16 protein-coding genes are annotated in these 14,571 nt (G+C 73.9%); 7 read left to right on the top strand and 9 right to left on the bottom strand.

The genetic code is table 11. From position 1 onward, the window contains the following. Positions 1-34 precede the first annotated feature (34 nt). The gene (locus ACRAKJ_RS17725) at positions 35-694 is read right to left on the bottom strand and encodes a TetR family transcriptional regulator (RefSeq protein WP_438924344.1); all 660 of its coding nucleotides are present in this window, start codon (positions 692-694) and stop codon (positions 35-37) included. Between the two features lie 176 nt (positions 695-870). Here ACRAKJ_RS17725 and ACRAKJ_RS17720 point away from each other — a divergent pair, with 176 nt between their 5' ends. After that, positions 871-1,056, top strand: a complete 186-nt coding sequence (locus tag ACRAKJ_RS17720) for a hypothetical protein (RefSeq protein ID WP_438924345.1) — start codon at positions 871-873, stop codon at positions 1,054-1,056. A gap of 4 nt (positions 1,057-1,060) precedes the next feature. Continuing rightward, positions 1,061-1,807: a hypothetical protein gene (locus tag ACRAKJ_RS17715; RefSeq protein WP_438924346.1), complete on the top strand. Its 747-nt coding sequence runs from the start codon at positions 1,061-1,063 to the stop codon at positions 1,805-1,807. A gap of 25 nt (positions 1,808-1,832) precedes the next feature. Here the strand turns inward: ACRAKJ_RS17715 and sigJ are convergent, their stop codons facing one another. Continuing rightward, positions 1,833-2,756 carry an RNA polymerase sigma factor SigJ gene (gene sigJ / locus ACRAKJ_RS17710; protein ID WP_438924347.1) on the bottom strand — a complete coding sequence of 308 codons (924 nt, stop codon included), beginning with the start codon at positions 2,754-2,756 and terminating at the stop codon, positions 1,833-1,835. Continuing rightward, positions 2,753-3,484 (bottom strand): NAD(P)H-binding protein, encoded by a 732-nt coding sequence (locus tag ACRAKJ_RS17705; protein ID WP_438924348.1) that lies wholly within the window; start codon positions 3,482-3,484, stop codon positions 2,753-2,755. Before ACRAKJ_RS17705 ends, sigJ begins: the two co-directional genes overlap by 4 nt. 107 nt (positions 3,485-3,591) lie before the next feature. On the opposite strand from ACRAKJ_RS17705, the gene ACRAKJ_RS17700 reads away from it, so the two are divergent. Next, positions 3,592-4,068 (top strand): hypothetical protein, encoded by a 477-nt coding sequence (locus ACRAKJ_RS17700; RefSeq protein WP_438924349.1) that lies wholly within the window; start codon positions 3,592-3,594, stop codon positions 4,066-4,068. Between the two features lie 21 nt (positions 4,069-4,089). Here ACRAKJ_RS17700 and ACRAKJ_RS17695 read toward each other — a convergent pair whose 3' ends face one another. Then, positions 4,090-6,108: an efflux RND transporter permease subunit gene (locus ACRAKJ_RS17695; protein ID WP_438924350.1), complete on the bottom strand. Its 2,019-nt coding sequence runs from the start codon at positions 6,106-6,108 to the stop codon at positions 4,090-4,092. A gap of 74 nt (positions 6,109-6,182) precedes the next feature. On the opposite strand from ACRAKJ_RS17695, the gene ACRAKJ_RS17690 reads away from it, so the two are divergent. Together ACRAKJ_RS17690 and ACRAKJ_RS17685 are read left to right on the top strand one after the other, a co-directional pair. Further along, positions 6,183-6,638, top strand: coding sequence for a MarR family transcriptional regulator (locus ACRAKJ_RS17690; protein ID WP_438924351.1), 456 nt, complete (start codon positions 6,183-6,185; stop codon positions 6,636-6,638). A 77-nt stretch (positions 6,639-6,715) separates the two neighbouring features. Beyond that, the gene (locus tag ACRAKJ_RS17685; RefSeq protein WP_438924352.1) at positions 6,716-7,861 is read left to right on the top strand and encodes a nucleotide disphospho-sugar-binding domain-containing protein; all 1,146 of its coding nucleotides are present in this window, start codon (positions 6,716-6,718) and stop codon (positions 7,859-7,861) included. Positions 7,862-7,912: 51 nt separating this feature from the next. Here the strand turns inward: ACRAKJ_RS17685 and ACRAKJ_RS17680 are convergent, their stop codons facing one another. Next, positions 7,913-8,365 carry a transcriptional regulator, SarA/Rot family gene (locus tag ACRAKJ_RS17680; RefSeq protein ID WP_438924357.1) on the bottom strand — a complete coding sequence of 151 codons (453 nt, stop codon included), beginning with the start codon at positions 8,363-8,365 and terminating at the stop codon, positions 7,913-7,915. Between the two features lie 159 nt (positions 8,366-8,524). Here ACRAKJ_RS17680 and ACRAKJ_RS17675 point away from each other — a divergent pair, with 159 nt between their 5' ends. Together ACRAKJ_RS17675 and ACRAKJ_RS17670 are read left to right on the top strand one after the other, a co-directional pair. Next, the gene (locus tag ACRAKJ_RS17675) at positions 8,525-9,244 is read left to right on the top strand and encodes an alpha/beta fold hydrolase (protein ID WP_438924353.1); all 720 of its coding nucleotides are present in this window, start codon (positions 8,525-8,527) and stop codon (positions 9,242-9,244) included. Positions 9,245-9,439: 195 nt separating this feature from the next. After that, on the top strand, positions 9,440-10,024 hold the full coding sequence (locus ACRAKJ_RS17670) for a snapalysin family zinc-dependent metalloprotease (protein ID WP_447009038.1): 585 nt from the start codon (positions 9,440-9,442) through the stop codon (positions 10,022-10,024). A gap of 74 nt (positions 10,025-10,098) precedes the next feature. Here ACRAKJ_RS17670 and ACRAKJ_RS17665 read toward each other — a convergent pair whose 3' ends face one another. The 4 genes from ACRAKJ_RS17665 to ACRAKJ_RS17650 all read right to left on the bottom strand — a co-directional run bounded on the left by ACRAKJ_RS17665 (position 10,099) and on the right by ACRAKJ_RS17650 (position 14,546). Then, entirely contained in the window at positions 10,099-11,169 is a 1,071-nt protein-coding gene (locus ACRAKJ_RS17665) for an ABC transporter permease (RefSeq protein ID WP_447009037.1), read from the bottom strand. Continuing rightward, positions 11,166-12,044, bottom strand: a complete 879-nt coding sequence (locus ACRAKJ_RS17660; protein ID WP_447009036.1) for an ABC transporter ATP-binding protein — start codon at positions 12,042-12,044, stop codon at positions 11,166-11,168. Before ACRAKJ_RS17660 ends, ACRAKJ_RS17665 begins: the two co-directional genes overlap by 4 nt. A gap of 138 nt (positions 12,045-12,182) precedes the next feature. Further along, the gene (locus tag ACRAKJ_RS17655; protein WP_438919753.1) at positions 12,183-13,505 is read right to left on the bottom strand and encodes a cation:proton antiporter domain-containing protein; all 1,323 of its coding nucleotides are present in this window, start codon (positions 13,503-13,505) and stop codon (positions 12,183-12,185) included. Positions 13,506-13,667: 162 nt separating this feature from the next. Next, a complete protein-coding gene (locus ACRAKJ_RS17650; protein WP_438919752.1) occupies positions 13,668-14,546 on the bottom strand; it encodes an SIS domain-containing protein in 879 nt (292 codons plus the stop codon). Positions 14,547-14,571 lie beyond the last annotated feature (25 nt).

Genomic DNA, 14,571 nt, shown 5'->3' with positions numbered 1-14,571 from the left:
AATCGGCAGGCCAAATCTAAGTCAAGCAGTTGCTTTAAGTTCGCCCACCTGCCGGAGCCGTCCACAGACCGGTGACGGCGTCGACCAGCCCGGTCGCCGCCTCGTCCCACGTGGACCGCGGCGTGTCGACGCCCTCGGCGAGGGCGCGCTCCCGCTCGGCGAAGACGTGCACCAGGAGGTGGCGCACCATGTGGGCGCGGTCGGCGCGCACGTCGGCGGGCAGGTCGGGCAGGCACGCGTGCAGGTTGTCGAGGACCTGGAGCAGCGACGGCTCGGCCATCGTCTCCTCCGCCACCACCCCCCGGAACGCGGGGTCGGTCATGACCTGCGCGCTGAACCGCGCGAACCAGGTGGGGCCGCCGAGCGAGGCCAGGTGCGCCGCGAGCGGCCGGACCAGGCAGGCGACCCAGTCGCGCACCTCGCGCGACCCGGCGACGGCCGCCACCGCCTCGGCGCGCAGCGCGTCGACCCGCGCCGAGTGCCGCCGCACGATGGCCCGCACGAGGTCGGCCTTGGTGCCGAAGTGGTAGCCGACGGCCGCGTTGTTGCCCTGCCCCGCCGCGGCGCTGATCTGCCGGTTGGACACCGCGTACAGCCCGCGCTCTGCGAACAACCGCTCCGCCGTGGTCAGGATCCGGAGCCGGGTGGCGCCGACCTGGTCGGCGCGCGGGGTCCTGCCGACGTCCGTCACCACCGGCCCTCCTCGGTCCGCCTCACGTGCGCCTCCTCCGCGTCACCCCCCGTGGGCGCACCAGTCAAACCGGACGAACGACATCAGTCAAGCAACTGATTTAATCTGGTGTCCGGTCCGTGACCTGCCGAGACGCCGGTGTTCGACCACCCCGGCGCGGACCCGACTACCCTCGCGCCATGAAGAAGCTGTCGATCGGCGCGGGTGTCCTGCTGGTGCTGCTCGGCGCGGTGTGGACCGCACAGGGGTTGGGTTACCTGGAGGGCAGCTTCATGACGGGCCAGGAGCTGTGGACCGCCATCGGCCTGCTGTGCGTGGTGGGCGGCGGGGCGCTCCTGGTGACCGGCCTGCGCAAGGAGCGGTGAGCGGGTGGGCGAGCGAGAAGGCTTACCCGGAGCCCTGAAGCGCGGGTGGGCGGCGGTCGTCGCGGTGTGCGCCGTCGGCCTGACCTCCCTCGTGGCGCTCGTCTCCGACCTCGCGCAGCTGGACAGCTGGATCTCCACCGGTGGCGCGCCGGTCATCCGCGTCTCGTGCTACCTGGTCCTCTTCGCGGCCGGTTGGGTGCTGTGGCGCGAGAAGTTCCGCCGCACGGGGCGCGCGATCACCGCCGCGGCCGTCGCCCTGGCGTGCGTCGGCGCGGTCGTCGCGGCCCCCTGGCTCTGGCCCACGCCGGCGGTGGCACCCGGCGCGACCCCTTCCGGCGCGACCCCGCCCGACCCGGTCCTGACGAAGGACGGCTACCGGCTGACCCCGTCGTCGAGCCCGCTGACCAACCACGCGGACAAGATCGACCTCGACACGGGGTGCCCCGGGTGGGGGCCGACGGGCCTCCGGGCGGGCCGGAGCCGGTGCGGCGACGTCGCGGACCTCATCGTCGAGACCTACGGCGTGCACGCGCCGGAGGACGCGCCGCGGCTCTCGGTCGTGGACGGCGGCGCCTCCTACCCGGTGTGCCGCGGGCGGACCGACGGGGTGGGCACCGTCCGGCTGTCGGACCTCCGCGCGGGCACCGAGCTGTGCGTGTCGACGGACAAGGACAACCTCGCCGCCGTGCGCGTCGACTCGGTGGGCGACGGCGGCGAGGTCGTCATCAGCTACCGGCTGTGGAGGGCCTGAGCGGGACGGTCGGGCGCGGCGGGCCTCAGACCTCCAGCGCCGGCGGCAGCTTGTCCGGCGCCACCACGATGTCCACCCGCCGCACGCGTCCCCCGGACAGGGTCACCGCGCAGACGAAGCGGGCCGCCGCGCCGGTCACCACCGCGAACCCCGGACCGCCGTTGACGACCAGCGGGACCAGCCGCTCCCCCGGCACCATCTTGCGGCGGACGCCCAGCAGGAACCGGCCCACGCGGTCCGGGCCGAGGACCGGCCGGCGGGCCACGCCGAGGATGCCGCCGCCGTCGCTGGTCAGCACCACGTCCGGGTCCAGGACGGTCAGCAGCGCGGACAGGTCGCCGTCGGCCACGGCGCGCAGGAACGTCGTGGTGGTCCGGCGGTGCTCGGCGGTGGCCACGTCGACGCGCGGCGCGCCGGCGGACACGTGGGCGCGGGCCCGGACGGCGAGCTGCCGCACGGCCGCCGGGGTGCGGCCGACGACCGCGGCGACCTCCGGGAACGGCAGGCCGAACACCTCGTGCAGCACCCACGTCGTGCGCTCGGCGGGGGTGAGGGTCTCCAGCACCACCATGAGCGCGAAGCTGACGCTCTCGTCGAGCGTGACCCGGTCGGCCGGGTCGGCGTCCACGACCGGCTCGGGCAGCCACGGCCCGACGTACTCCTCCCGCCGCACGCGGGCGGAGCGCAGCACGTCCACCGCGCGCCGCGCCACGGCCACCACCGCCCACGCCTCCACGTCGCGGACCGGCTCGCGGGCGTCCGCCTCGACCAGGCGCGACCAGCAGTCCGACACCACGTCCTGCGCCTCGGCGACCGTGCCGACGAGGGAGTACGCGACGCCGACGAGCCGCTGCCGCACGCGGGTGTACTCGGCGGCCAGCTCGTCCTGCCGACCCGCGGCACGGTCCGCGACACGATCGGCGGCACGGTCCGCGACGGGCTCCGTCACGACCGCACCGAGTCCAGGTACTGGCCGAACGTCCGCTCGCCCCTCAGGTACCCGCCCTGCGGCACGAGACCGCCGGTGGCGGCGCCGGTGGTGCTCTCGGCCTCCTCGACGCGCAGGTCGTCGCCCCGCACGGCGATCAGCCGGCGCGCCATGTCGGCGACCGTGATCCGCTCGGGGCCCGCGATCGGGGTGGTGAGCCCCTGCGGGGCACCCTCGGCCAGCTCGACGAGCCGGGCGGCGACCTCGGCGGTGGACACCGGCTGCGACAGCATCGCCGGCACCCGCGCCACGGGCCCGGCCGCGCCCTCCAGCACCTGCCCGGCGAACTCGAAGAACTGGGTCGCCCGCAGCACCGTCCACGGCACCGGGCCGGCCGCGATCAGCTCCTCCTGGCGCCGCTTGCCGAAGTAGTAGCCCTCGTCGACGACGTCCGCGCCGACGATCGACAGCGCCACCAGGTGCCGGACCCCGGCGCGGGCCGACGCGCCGAGCAGGTGCGTCGTCACGTCGCCGAAGAAGCGCTCCGACTCCTCGCGGGTCCACACCGCCGTGCCGGACACGTCGATCACCGCGGCGCAGCCGGCCAGCGCCTCGTCCAGGCCCGCGCCGGTGGCCAGGTCCACCCCGGTGGAACGGGTGAGCACCACGGCCTCGTGCCCGGCCCGCCCCACCTCCTCGACGACCTTCCGCCCGACCACACCGGTGCCGCCCGCAACCGCGATCCTCATCTGCCCGTCCTAGCGTCATGGGAACCTTGCCGACAGCAGGACGATCGGCCCTCGCGAACTGTGACATGCGGTGTAACGGCGCACGCCGCACCGGCGACCACCCGGTCGTGAAGATCGCGCTCGTCGTCCTCCTCGCCCTGGTCACGGGCTGTTCCACCACCGTCAGCGGCTCCGGCACGGGTGGCACGACCGTGACCACCACCACAACCGGCACCGAGGTCACCGCGACCACCAGGGCCACCAGGACCACCGAGACCGCCGGGACCACGACCGAGCCGACGCCCGGACCGGTCCCGACGATCGACGAGGGCGCCCCGGCGCAGTACTGCGAGCAGCGGTTCACCGGGGCGCTGGGCAAGGACATGCTCGCCGTCGTGGTCGAGACCCCGTCCGGCCGGCTGGGCTGCGACGAGGCGAGCGCGGTCCTGGCCGACTACTACGCCGAGCGCCGCGAACCGAGGACCGGCCTGCCCCCGCTCGTCGTCGCCGGCCTGACCTGCAACCAGGTCCCCGAGGGGCAGCTGCCGCAGGTCGTGTGCGCGGACGCGGACGACACCGTCTACTCGATATGGCCCCAGACCTGAGACCCGGTCCCGGGTCGGTGCTCAGTCCCGCCCGCGCGCCAGCTCCGACGGCCACCAGACGCGGCGGCCGACGTCCACGCCCAGGGCGGGCACGAGCAGCGACCGCACCACGAACGTGTCCAGCAGCACGCCGAACGCCACGATGAACGCGATCTGCGCGAGGAACAGGATGGGCAGCACGGCCAGCGCGGAGAACGTGGCCGCCAGCACCACGCCGGCCGAGGTGATCACGCCGCCGGTGATGGTGAGGCCGCGCAGCACGCCCTCCCGCGTGCCGATCGAGGCCGCCTCCTCGCGCACCCGCGTCATCAGGAAGATGTTGTAGTCGATCCCCAGCGCCACCAGGAACACGAACCCGAACAGCGGCACCACGGGGTCCGCGCCGGGGAAGTCGAAGATCCCGTTGAACACGAGCGCCGAGACGCCCATCGTCGCGCCGAACGACAGCACGACGGTGGCGATCAGCAGCAGCGGCGCGAGCAGCGACCGCAGCAGCAGCGCCAGCACCAGGAAGATCACCAGGAGCACGATCGGGATGATGACCAGCCGGTCGCGCTCGGAGGTCTGCTGCGTGTCCAGCTGGGTCGCGGTCGGGCCGCCGACCTTCGCGTCGGCGTCCGGCACCGCCCGGACGGCGTCCCGCAGCCGCTGCACGGTGGCCAGCGCGGCCTCGGAGTCGGCCGCGTCGTCGAGCACGACGTCGAGCCGCACCAGGCCGTCGGCCTCGCCGCCGGGCCGCACCGAGGACACGCCGTCCACGTCGGAGGCGGCGCCGGTGACCTGCTGGGCGGCCGAGGCGCGGGCGAGCACGACGGTCGGCGAGCCGCTGCCGCCGGGGAAGTGCCGCGACAGCACCTCCTGGCCCGCCACCGAGTCCACCTCGGTGAGGAACACGTCGGACTGGGCCGTGCCGGACGCCTTGAGCTGCGGCACGAACGCGACGCCGACCAGCAGCACCAGCGCGGTGACCACCCACGTGGCGCGCGGCCGGGCGGAGATCAGCCGGGCCACCCGCGCCCACGGCCCGCTCGCCTCGGGGTGCGGCGAGCCGAGCTTCGGGCGCAGGGGCCAGAACGCGGACCGGCCGAGCAGCACGAGCGCGGCGGGCAGGAACGTCACCGAGGCGAGGAACGCCGCGCCGATGCCGATGGCGGCGACCGGGCCGAGGCCCTTGTTCGAGTTGAGGTCGCTGAACAGCAGGCACAGCACGCCGAGCACGACCGTGCCCGCGGAGGCGGCGATGGGCTCGATCGTGGCGCGCCACGCGGCGCGCATGGCGGCGAAGCGGTCCTCGGTGTCGCGCAGCTCCTCGCGGAACCTGGACACGAGCAGCAGCGCGTAGTCGGTGGCCGCGCCGAACACGAGGATGAACAGGATGCCCTGGCTCTGGCCGTTGAGGTCGAGCACGCCGCCGTCGGCCAGCAGGTACACCGCGAGGCTCGCGACGCCCAGCGCGAACACCCCGGACAGCAGCACGACGAACGGCAGCAGCGGGCTCCGGTAGACCAGCACCAGGATGACCGCGACGACCGCGCCCGCGACGAGCAGCAGCAGGCCGTCGATGCCGCCGAACGCCTCCTTCAGGTCCGCGACCTGGGCAGCGGGCCCGGCGACCAGCACGGTCAGCCCGTCGGGCGGCGAGGTGAGCCGCGCCCGGATCTCCTCGACCGCCCCGGCCGGGTCCTCCGGGTCGACCGCGACCACGACCTGGGCGGCCTGGTCGTCCCGCTCGGAGGGGATGACTGGGGACGCCTCGCCGGGGAAGTCCCGCGAGCCGAGGTAGTCGCGGTCGGCCTGGGTGAGGCCGGAGGCGCGCTCGGCTACCACGACGGCGGGCAGGCCGCGGGCGTCGCCGAACGCCTTCACGCGTTCGGACACCTCGGTCGCCTCGGCGGACGCGGGCAGGAACGCCGTGCTGTCGTTGGTCGCGACCTCGCTGAGCTTGCCCGCGAACGGACCGGACACGCCGCCCAGCGCGAGCCAGGCGACGGCGACGAGCGCCGGGAGCAACCAGCGGGCGCGTGACGGGGTGGCGTTCACGGCAGAATGACCTCCGGGACGATGTAGTTCGACGATCGCATAGTTCGATCGTCGAAATACTAAGGGGAGGGTGGATGGTCGACAACTCGACGCTGGTCAGGCTGCTCCGGCAGCTCACGGTCGAGACCGACCGGTTCGCGGAGCTCTTCGGCGACCGGCAGAAGATGCACCGCACGGACCTCAACGCGCTCGCGCTGATCATGGACGCGCGGTGGGGCGGCGAGCCGATGTCACCCGGGAAGCTGGCCGAGGCGATGCACCTGAGCGCCTCGGCGACCACGTCGGTCCTGGACCGGCTGGAGGCGTCGGGGCACGTCGAGCGCACCCGCAGCCCGCACGACCGGCGCAAGGTGGAGCTGCGGGTGAACCCCAAGGCGCTGGAGCTGGGGCGCGCGTTCTTCGTGCCGCTGGACGAGGCGTTCACCGCCGCGTGGGCCGGGTTCGACGACCGGGAGAAGGAGGTCGTGGCGCGGTTCCTGACGGCGAGCATCGAGGCGACCGCGGCCGTGCGCGGCGGCCTCGGCACGTGACCGCCGCCACGTGCCCGAAGGGGTAGGACCGAACAAAATTCATCCCCCGTAGAAAAAATCCGGTTACGCTCGGGGCAATGAAGATCCTCTTCTCCAGCCTCGGCGCCCACGGCCACACCTACCCCCTGATCCCGCTGGCGCTCGCCGCGCGCGACGCGGGGCACGACGTCTCGTTCCTCACCGCCGACGCGTTCGCCACCACGTTCAAGGCCCGCGGCCTCCGGCACGTCAGCGGCGGCCTGGAGATCGGCGAGGCGTTCGCGAGCGTGATGGGCGGGCGCGACCCCGGGAAGGCCACCGAGATCGAGCCCGAGCTGATCGCCGAGGCGTTCGGCCAGGTGATGCCGCGCCGCTTCGCCGCCGACGTCGCGGCGGCCGTCGACCGGTCGCGCCCGGACCTGGTCGTGCACGAACTGGGCAACCCCGGCGCGGGGCTGGCCGCGCGGGTCGCGGGCGTGCCCGCCCTGTGCCACGGCTTCGGCCGGATGTGGGACGAACTCCCGCAGGACGTGCGGGGCGTGGAGGACGGCCTGGTCGGGTTCGCCGCGGAACTGGGTGTCGAACTGACCGCCGAGCACGCCATGACCCTCGGCAACCCCTACATCGACATCTGCCCGCCGTCGCTCCAGGAGCCGGCGTTCCTGGCCACGACGAACCGGATCGCGCTGCGACCGGTGCCGTTCGCCACCCCCGGTGACCTGCCCGCGTGGGTCGTCGAGCACCGCGAACCGCTGGTCTACCTGACGCTGGGCACGGCGTTCGGCGACGTCGGCGTGCTGCGCACCGCCGTCGAGGGCCTGGGCGCGCTCGACGCGCGCGTGCTCGTCGCCACCGGCCCGACGGTCGAGGTGTCCGCGCTGGGCGACGTGCCGGCCAACACCACGCTGCTGCCGTGGGTCCCCCAGGCGGACCTGCTGGCGCACGTCGACCTCGTCGTGCACCACGGGGGCAGCGGCACGACGATGGGCTCGTTCGGCGCGGGCGTGCCGCAGCTGGTCCTGCCGCAGGGCGCCGACCAGTTCGCCAACGCCGAGGTCGTGGCCCGGCACGGGCTGGGCGAGCGGTTGCTGGGCGCGGACGTCACCGCCGAGGCGGTCACCGCGACGGCGCGGCGGCTGCTGGCGGACGGGGTCGTGCGCGACGCCGTGCGCGCGATCGCCGCCGAGGTGGCCGCCATGCCGTCGCCGGAGGACGTGGCCCGCACGCTGCACGAGTACGCCTGAGAGACCGGGGGCGCGCCGGTCCGCCGAGGGGGCGGGCCGGCGCGCACCCGGTCAGCCGGCGTTGTGCGCGGCGACGTTGGCCGCCAGGTGGCGCAGCGACTCGCGCAAGCGGTCCACCTCCGCCTCCGGCAGGCCCATGGCCTCCCCGATGGACGCGGTGATGTGGCCGGTCGAGGCGCGCAGCGCCGCGCCCTCCTCGGTCAGGCCGACCAGGACCGAGCGCTCGTCGTCGACCCGGCGCCTGCGGGTGAGCAGGCCGGCCGCCTCCAGGCGCTTGAGCAGCGGCGTCAGGGTGCCGTAGTCGAGTTGCAGCGCGTCGCCGAGGTCCTTGACCGGCATCGGCTCGCCGCGGTCCCACAGGGCGAGCATCACCAGGTACTGGGGGTAGGTCAGGCCCAGCTCCTGCAACAGCGGCCGGTAGGCGGCGGTGACCGCGCGGGACGCGGCGTACAGGGCGAAGCACAGCAGGTCGTCCACGGCCGAACCCCGTTCCAGCGGCGGCACGTCCACGGCGGACTCCTCTCGGTCGTTCCGGGCACCCGTCGTTCCGGGCACCCATGGTGGCACGTGTGCCAGTGATCACTACAAAAGTAACTTGTGCACGAGTTACTTGGCCACTAGCTTATACGACATCAGCCCGATCCACCCGGAGGAGAAAAGACCATGAGCGACAAGACCCCCACCGCGATCCTGGTGCACGGCGCGTTCGCGGACGGCTCCAGCTGGGGCCCGGTCATCGAGCGGCTCCGGGCGCGGGGCGTGGACGCCATCGCGGTGAGCAACCCGCTGCGCGGCCTGGCCCACGACGGCGACTACGTGGCGGCGGTCGCCGGGCGGGTCGACGGCCCGGTGGTGCTGGTCGGCCACTCCTACGGCGGCCCGGTCATCACCCACGCGGGGGCCGAGGCGCCCAACGCGAAGGCCCTCGTCTACGTCGCGTCGTTCGGCGTGGACACCGGCGAGAGCGCCCTGGGCTCGGTCGAGGCGTTCCCGCCCGTCGAGCTGAACACGTCCCTCGTGCCGCAGGAGTTCCCCGACGGCGAGGGCACCGACACCGAGTTCACGATCCGCCGCGACGCCTTCCCGAGCGTGTTCGCCGCCGACCTGCCGGACGACGTCACCGCGACGGCCGCCGCGAGCCAGCGCCCCGTCGCCGCCCGCGCCCTGGCCGAGCCGCTGGCCGTCGAGCCCGCCTGGAGGACCCTCCCGTCCTGGTTCGCGGTCGCCACCGAGGACCACGCCATCCACCCGGACTCCCAGCGGGCCGCCGCGAAGCGCCTGGGCGCCACCACCGTCGAGGTGGAGGGCTCGCACGCCATCGCCCTCTCCCGGCCGGACGAGGTGGCGGCACTGGTCCTGGCGGCGGTCGAGGCCGTTTCCTGATCACCCCGCGACCGGGCGCGGACGGGTCGCCGCCGCCCGGCGCGCGGCAGGGGGACGGCGGCGGCCGGCGCGGAGGGCGCACGACCCTACCTTCGGGGGCTTCTCAGCCACCACCGGGGACTGGTTGTTTGGTCAGCAGGGGAGCCTCCCCTGCCGACCGGCTCCCCGACTTCCCCTGCTCCCGAGGAGACCATCATGTTCGTGCGCAAGGTCGCGCGTGTCGCAGTGCTCGTGCTGGGTCTGGTGTCACCGCTGGTCGCGGTGGCCGCGCCCGCCTCCGCCGCCCCGGCGGCCGACGACGTGCAGGTCCTGGCCCGCACCCTGTACTACGACACCAGCCAGGCCCAGGAGTTCGCGGCGGACTGGGACACCGCCGCCGCGAACTGGAACGCGTCCGTCACCAACGTCCGGCTGGTCAAGCGGACGACCGGCTCGACGGTCAACATCCGCATCCTGGCGGACAACGGCTGGCCCCGCGCCTACGTGTCGTCGCTCGGCAACGGCACCGTCTACATGGGACGCCAGGCCGTCCAGCAGGGCTACTACCGGCCCCGCATCTCCACCCACGAGATCGGGCACATCCTGGGCCTGCCGGACCGGCGGACCGGCCTGTGCGCCGACCTGATGTCCGGTTCCAGCGCGCCCGTGTCGTGCCGGAACGACCTGCCCAACGCCGCCGAGCGCGCCGAGGTCAACCGCCGCTTCGCCGGCACGGCCGCCGTGGCGGACGTCCGGGCGGCCGGCTTCGCGACCTCGGCCGCGGAGTGCTTCGTGTACTGACGCACCACGCGTGCGCCGACGCACCACGCCCGCGGGACGGCACCGCGCCGTCCCGCGGGCGCTCCTCCCCCGCGTCAGTCCGCCCGCGCCCACGCCTTGGCCAGCGACACCTTGCCGCCGGTCCGCATGAGCGACCCCTCGTACAGGCGCGCGGCCAGCAGCACGACCCCGACCACCGACGCGGCCAGCACGCCGAGCGACAGCAGGCCCTCCCACGGCGCGGCCGAGCCGGTGAACACCCGCACCGGCATGGCGACCGCCGAGGAGAACGGCAGGTAGGACAGCACCGCCAGCACGGTCGCGTTGCCGGAGAAGAACATCACGCCGAAGTAGGGCATGATCACCAGCATCACGACCAGGCCCATGCTGGAGCCGAGGTCCTCCTGGCGGCTGACCAGCGAGCCGGTCACGGCCCACAGCGAGGCCAGCAGCACGAACCCGAGCACCATGAACGGGACGAACCACCCCAGCGCGGGCGCCACGACGGCCAGCAGGTCGGCGAACCCGCCCAGGCGCAGGGCGATGGGCGTGAGCAGCGCCAGCACCACCACCTGGGCGATGGTCAGCACCGAGTGCCCGACGATCTTGCCCGCGAGCATGGCGCGCACCGGGATGGTGGACACCAGGATCTCGACGATGCGGGTCTGCTTCTCGGTCACCGTGCTCTGCGCGATGGACGCGCCGCCCATGCCGAACATGAAGAACACCAGCGCGAAGACGAAGATGACCAGTTGGCGCTCGTCCGGCGAGACGTCGGCGGGTTCCAGCAGGTCCACCGGCGGCGCGGCGACCAGCGCGGTCAGCACGTCGTCCGGCGGCTCGGTCAGCGCGACCACCCGCACGCCGTCGGACGGGCCGTCGGGCACGACCGCCGCCTCCACGTCGTCGGCGCGCACCAGCGCCTCGGCCTCGGCCCGGTCGGCGGCCTCGCGCACCTCGAAACCGGCGGCGGTGAGCACCTTCGCGGTGTCGCCGCCGACGGCGGCCACCTTCGTGGGGGTGTCGAACACCGAGGGCAGCACGGTGAACGCGAACAGGCCGAGCACGACGACGGCGAAGCCGATCCAGAAGCCCTTGGTGCGCACCAGGACCTTGACCTCGCGTTCGGCGACCAGCCGGGTCGCCGCGGTGAACGGGATGCTCACGCCGCCTCCTTGAAGATCTCGTCGAGCGTGGGGACGACCGGGGTGAAGCTGCGCACGGCACCGCGCCGCAGGGCGGCCCGCAGCACCTCCTGGTCGTCCGCGCCGTCCAGCTCGAACACGGCGCGCGGGCCGTCGAGGTCGACGACGCGGACGCCGGCGAGGTCGCGCAGCCAGCCCGCGTCGGTGTCGACGACCACCTCGAAGCGGCGGGCGCCGTAGCGGGTGCGCAGCTCGTCGCGGGTGCCGTGCGCGGTGACCCGGCCCTTGGCGATGATCACGACGTCGTCGCAGAGCTGCTCGACGAGGGCGAGCTGGTGGCTGGAGAACAGCACGGGCACGCCGCGCGCCGCGTAGGAGCGCAGCACGTCCAGCACGACCTCGACGGCCAGCGGGTCCAGGCCGGAGAACGGCTCGTCCAGCACCAGCACCTCGGGGTCGTGCACGAGGGCGGCGGCGATCTGCACGCGCTGCTGGTTGCCCAGCGACAGGGCTTCGAGCAGGTCGCCCGACCGGTCGGCGAGGCCGAGCCGGTCCAGCAGCCGGTCGGTGTTGGCGCGCGCCGTCGCGCGGTCCAGGCCGTGCAGCCGGCCGAGCCAGGTGACCTGCTCGCCGATGGCCATCTTCGGGTACAGGCCGCGTTCCTCGGGCATGTAGCCGAACCGGGGCCGGTCGGCGGCGGTGAGCGGCCGGCCGTCCCAGCTCACCGAACCGCCGTGCGCGCCGAGGACGCCCAGGACGATCCGCATGGTGGTGGTCTTGCCGGAGCCGTTCGCACCGAGGAACCCGGTCATCCGGCCGGGCTTGACGTCGAAGGAGACGTCGTGGAGCACGCGGTGGTCGCCGAAGCTCCGGCTGATCGCTGTCACTGTCAACACGGTGATCACGCTATGCGGTGGCGTCACCCGTTCGCGTCCTCCGCAAGACCCACCCAGGTGATCCTCCGCGCGGAGGATCACCTGGGTGCCGCGCCTCCCGGGCGGCTCGTCCCCGGCAGGCGCGGCACGAGCCGAGCGCTACGAGCTGGCGGCCTTCTCGCCGTTGAACAGCCGTTCCCGGACCCGCTCCTCCTCGGTGACCTCGATCCGGCGCACCGCGTACCGGAGCATCGGCGGCGCCATCAACGAGGTGACCACGGCGACCAGCACCACGATCGTGTAGCCGGCGGTGGTCAGCACCCCCAGGCGCAGGCCCACCATCGCCACGACGACCTCGATGACGCCGCGCGCGTTCAGCCCGGCGCCGAGCGCCAACCCCTCCCAGTGGCTGAGCTTGCTCAGCCGCGCGCCCAGGTAGGCGCCGACGAACTTGCCCAGCACGGCGATGACCAGCACCACCAGGGCGGCCAGCAGCACCGGGGGCTTGGCCAGCTCCGTCAGGTCCATCCGCAGCCCGGCGGTGGCGAAGAAGATCGGGGCCAGCACGCCCATCACGAACGTGCGCAGCGGCGCGATCTTCTGCCGGTCCAGCAACCCGGAACTGCTGAGCAGCACGCCGCAGATGAACGTGCCCAGGATCGGCTCCAGGCCCAGGGCGTGGGTGCCGGCGGCGGAGGCGAAGAACAGCAGGGCGACCACGGCGACCGTGACCGCCGGGTCGGACGATTTGTTCGCCCAGGTCAGCCCCACCTTCACCACCGGCCGGCCGAGCACCAGGGCGACCACCAGCACGGCCGCCAGGCTGCCGATGGTCAACGCGACGTGACCCGCGCGCATCCCCGCGGTGGCCATGGCCGACACCACCGACAGCAGCGACCAGCCGACGACGTCGTCCACCGCGGCGGCGCTGACCGTGAGCTGCCCGATGTTGCGGTGCAGCAGCTTCATCTCCAGCAGCGTCTTGGCGATCACCGGGATGGCGCTGACGCACATCGCCACGCCCAGGAACAGCGCGAACACCAGCCGCTCGGTGTCGCCGGCCAGGAGGGACGCGGGCAGCACCATGCCCACCGCCACGCCCAGCGCCAACGGGATGAACAGCCCGCCGGCGCTCACCCAGGCCGCCGTGCGCCCCTTGCGGCGCACCAACCCCATGTCGACGTGCATGCCGGTGAACCCGACCAGCATCAGCACGCCGATCTGCCCGACCGCGTCCAGCAGGTGGATCTGCTCGGCGTCGGCCGGGAACAGCCAGTTCGACAGCGGCGGGATCGCGTGCGCGAGCAGCGAGGGACCGAGGAGGACGCCGGCCGCCAGCTCGCCCACCACGGCGGGCAGGTTGAACCGGGACGCGAGCTTGCCCAGCGCGAAGGCGACGCCCAGGAGCACCGTCAGCTGGAGCAGGAAGATGAGCATCGGGTGTGCCGCGATCGGTGTCGGCGGCACCGCCAGGACGGTCATGGTCGGACTACCTCCCCAGTAGGAGCGCGAGAACCCCGAGCTTTCGCCATCACGGGGAGGTGCCGATAGCGAAAATGTGACATCGCCTCGTCCTGCCGAAGCGGCCGGCCGGTGCGGCCTTGACGGCCCCGTCCGGAGCGTGGCCGTCCGGAGCGGGGCCGCCTACGTGGCCTGGCTCGGGCGGCGGTGCAGGAGGCCGAACCTGGCCCACATCGCCTCCGCCGCCTCGATCGACGCGGCGGTGCGCGCCGGGTCCACGGCGGCCAGCTGGGCGACCACGGCCTGCGCGACGGCCATGCCCGCGGTGAGGGAGGGGAAGAACGCGACGCCCTCGGCCGGGACCATCAGCATGGCCTCGGCGGCGGCGGCGAGGGCGGGGCTGGCCGCGTCGGTCACCGCGAACACCCGCGCGCCGCGCGAGCGGGCCTCGTTGGCGGCGAGGACCGTGCTCTCGTACAGCCGCCAGAAGCTGATCGCGACGAGCACGTCGTCGGGGCCGGTGGACGCGACCGCGTTGGCCAGGTCGGCGTCGTTCGCGGACACCGCCACCACGTCGTAGCCGGCCAGCCGCGCGTTGTGGGCGAAGGCGGTGCCCACCGCCGCGTAGCTGCCCGCCGCGATGACCACCGTGCGCCGGGCCGCCGCGACGGCGTGCGCGATCGTCACGACCACGCCCTCGTCGAGCCGCCGGTGCAGCAGCGCGAGGCCGTCGAGGTCGCGGCGCACCGACGCCGAGCCGGGTGAGCCGACGCCGTGGTGCTCGGCGGCCACCTGCGGCGCGCTCAGCGACGACAGGTAGCGGGCGCGCAGCTCCTGCTGGAGCGCGGGCCACCCGGCGAAGCCGAGGGCCTGGGCGGTCCGGGTCACCGTCGCCACGTTCACGCCCGCCAGCTGCGCCAGCTCGGCGGTCGACCCGAACGACGCGCGCCTGGGCTGCGAGAGCAGCACCTCCAGCAGCGCGGCGGCCTTGGGCCGGAGACCGCGCTCGGGCACGCGCCCCCGCAACCAGTCCTCGAAGCCGTCGGCAGCACGGTCCGTCATGTCGCCCCTCCCCGCACGGCGGACA

The sequence above is a fragment of the Saccharothrix sp. DSM 118769 genome, from assembly GCF_052936295.1.
The sequence above is the reverse complement of the archived record's forward strand: the minus strand, read 5'-3'. Positions and strand labels throughout refer to the sequence as shown.

Coding starts and splice junctions, on each gene's coding strand:
- ACRAKJ_RS17720 (WP_438924345.1), top strand. CDS start 871: ATGAAGAAGCTGTCGATCGGCGCGGGTGTCCTGCTGGTGCTGCTCGGC.
- ACRAKJ_RS17705 (WP_438924348.1), bottom strand. CDS start 3,484: ATGAGGATCGCGGTTGCGGGCGGCACCGGTGTGGTCGGGCGGAAGGTC.
- ACRAKJ_RS17650 (WP_438919752.1), bottom strand. CDS start 14,546: ATGACGGACCGTGCTGCCGACGGCTTCGAGGACTGGTTGCGGGGGCGC.
- ACRAKJ_RS17685 (WP_438924352.1), top strand. CDS start 6,716: ATGAAGATCCTCTTCTCCAGCCTCGGCGCCCACGGCCACACCTACCCC.
- ACRAKJ_RS17670 (WP_447009038.1), top strand. CDS start 9,440: ATGTTCGTGCGCAAGGTCGCGCGTGTCGCAGTGCTCGTGCTGGGTCTG.
- ACRAKJ_RS17655 (WP_438919753.1), bottom strand. CDS start 13,505: ATGACCGTCCTGGCGGTGCCGCCGACACCGATCGCGGCACACCCGATG.
- ACRAKJ_RS17675 (WP_438924353.1), top strand. CDS start 8,525: ATGAGCGACAAGACCCCCACCGCGATCCTGGTGCACGGCGCGTTCGCG.
- ACRAKJ_RS17690 (WP_438924351.1), top strand. CDS start 6,183: ATGGTCGACAACTCGACGCTGGTCAGGCTGCTCCGGCAGCTCACGGTC.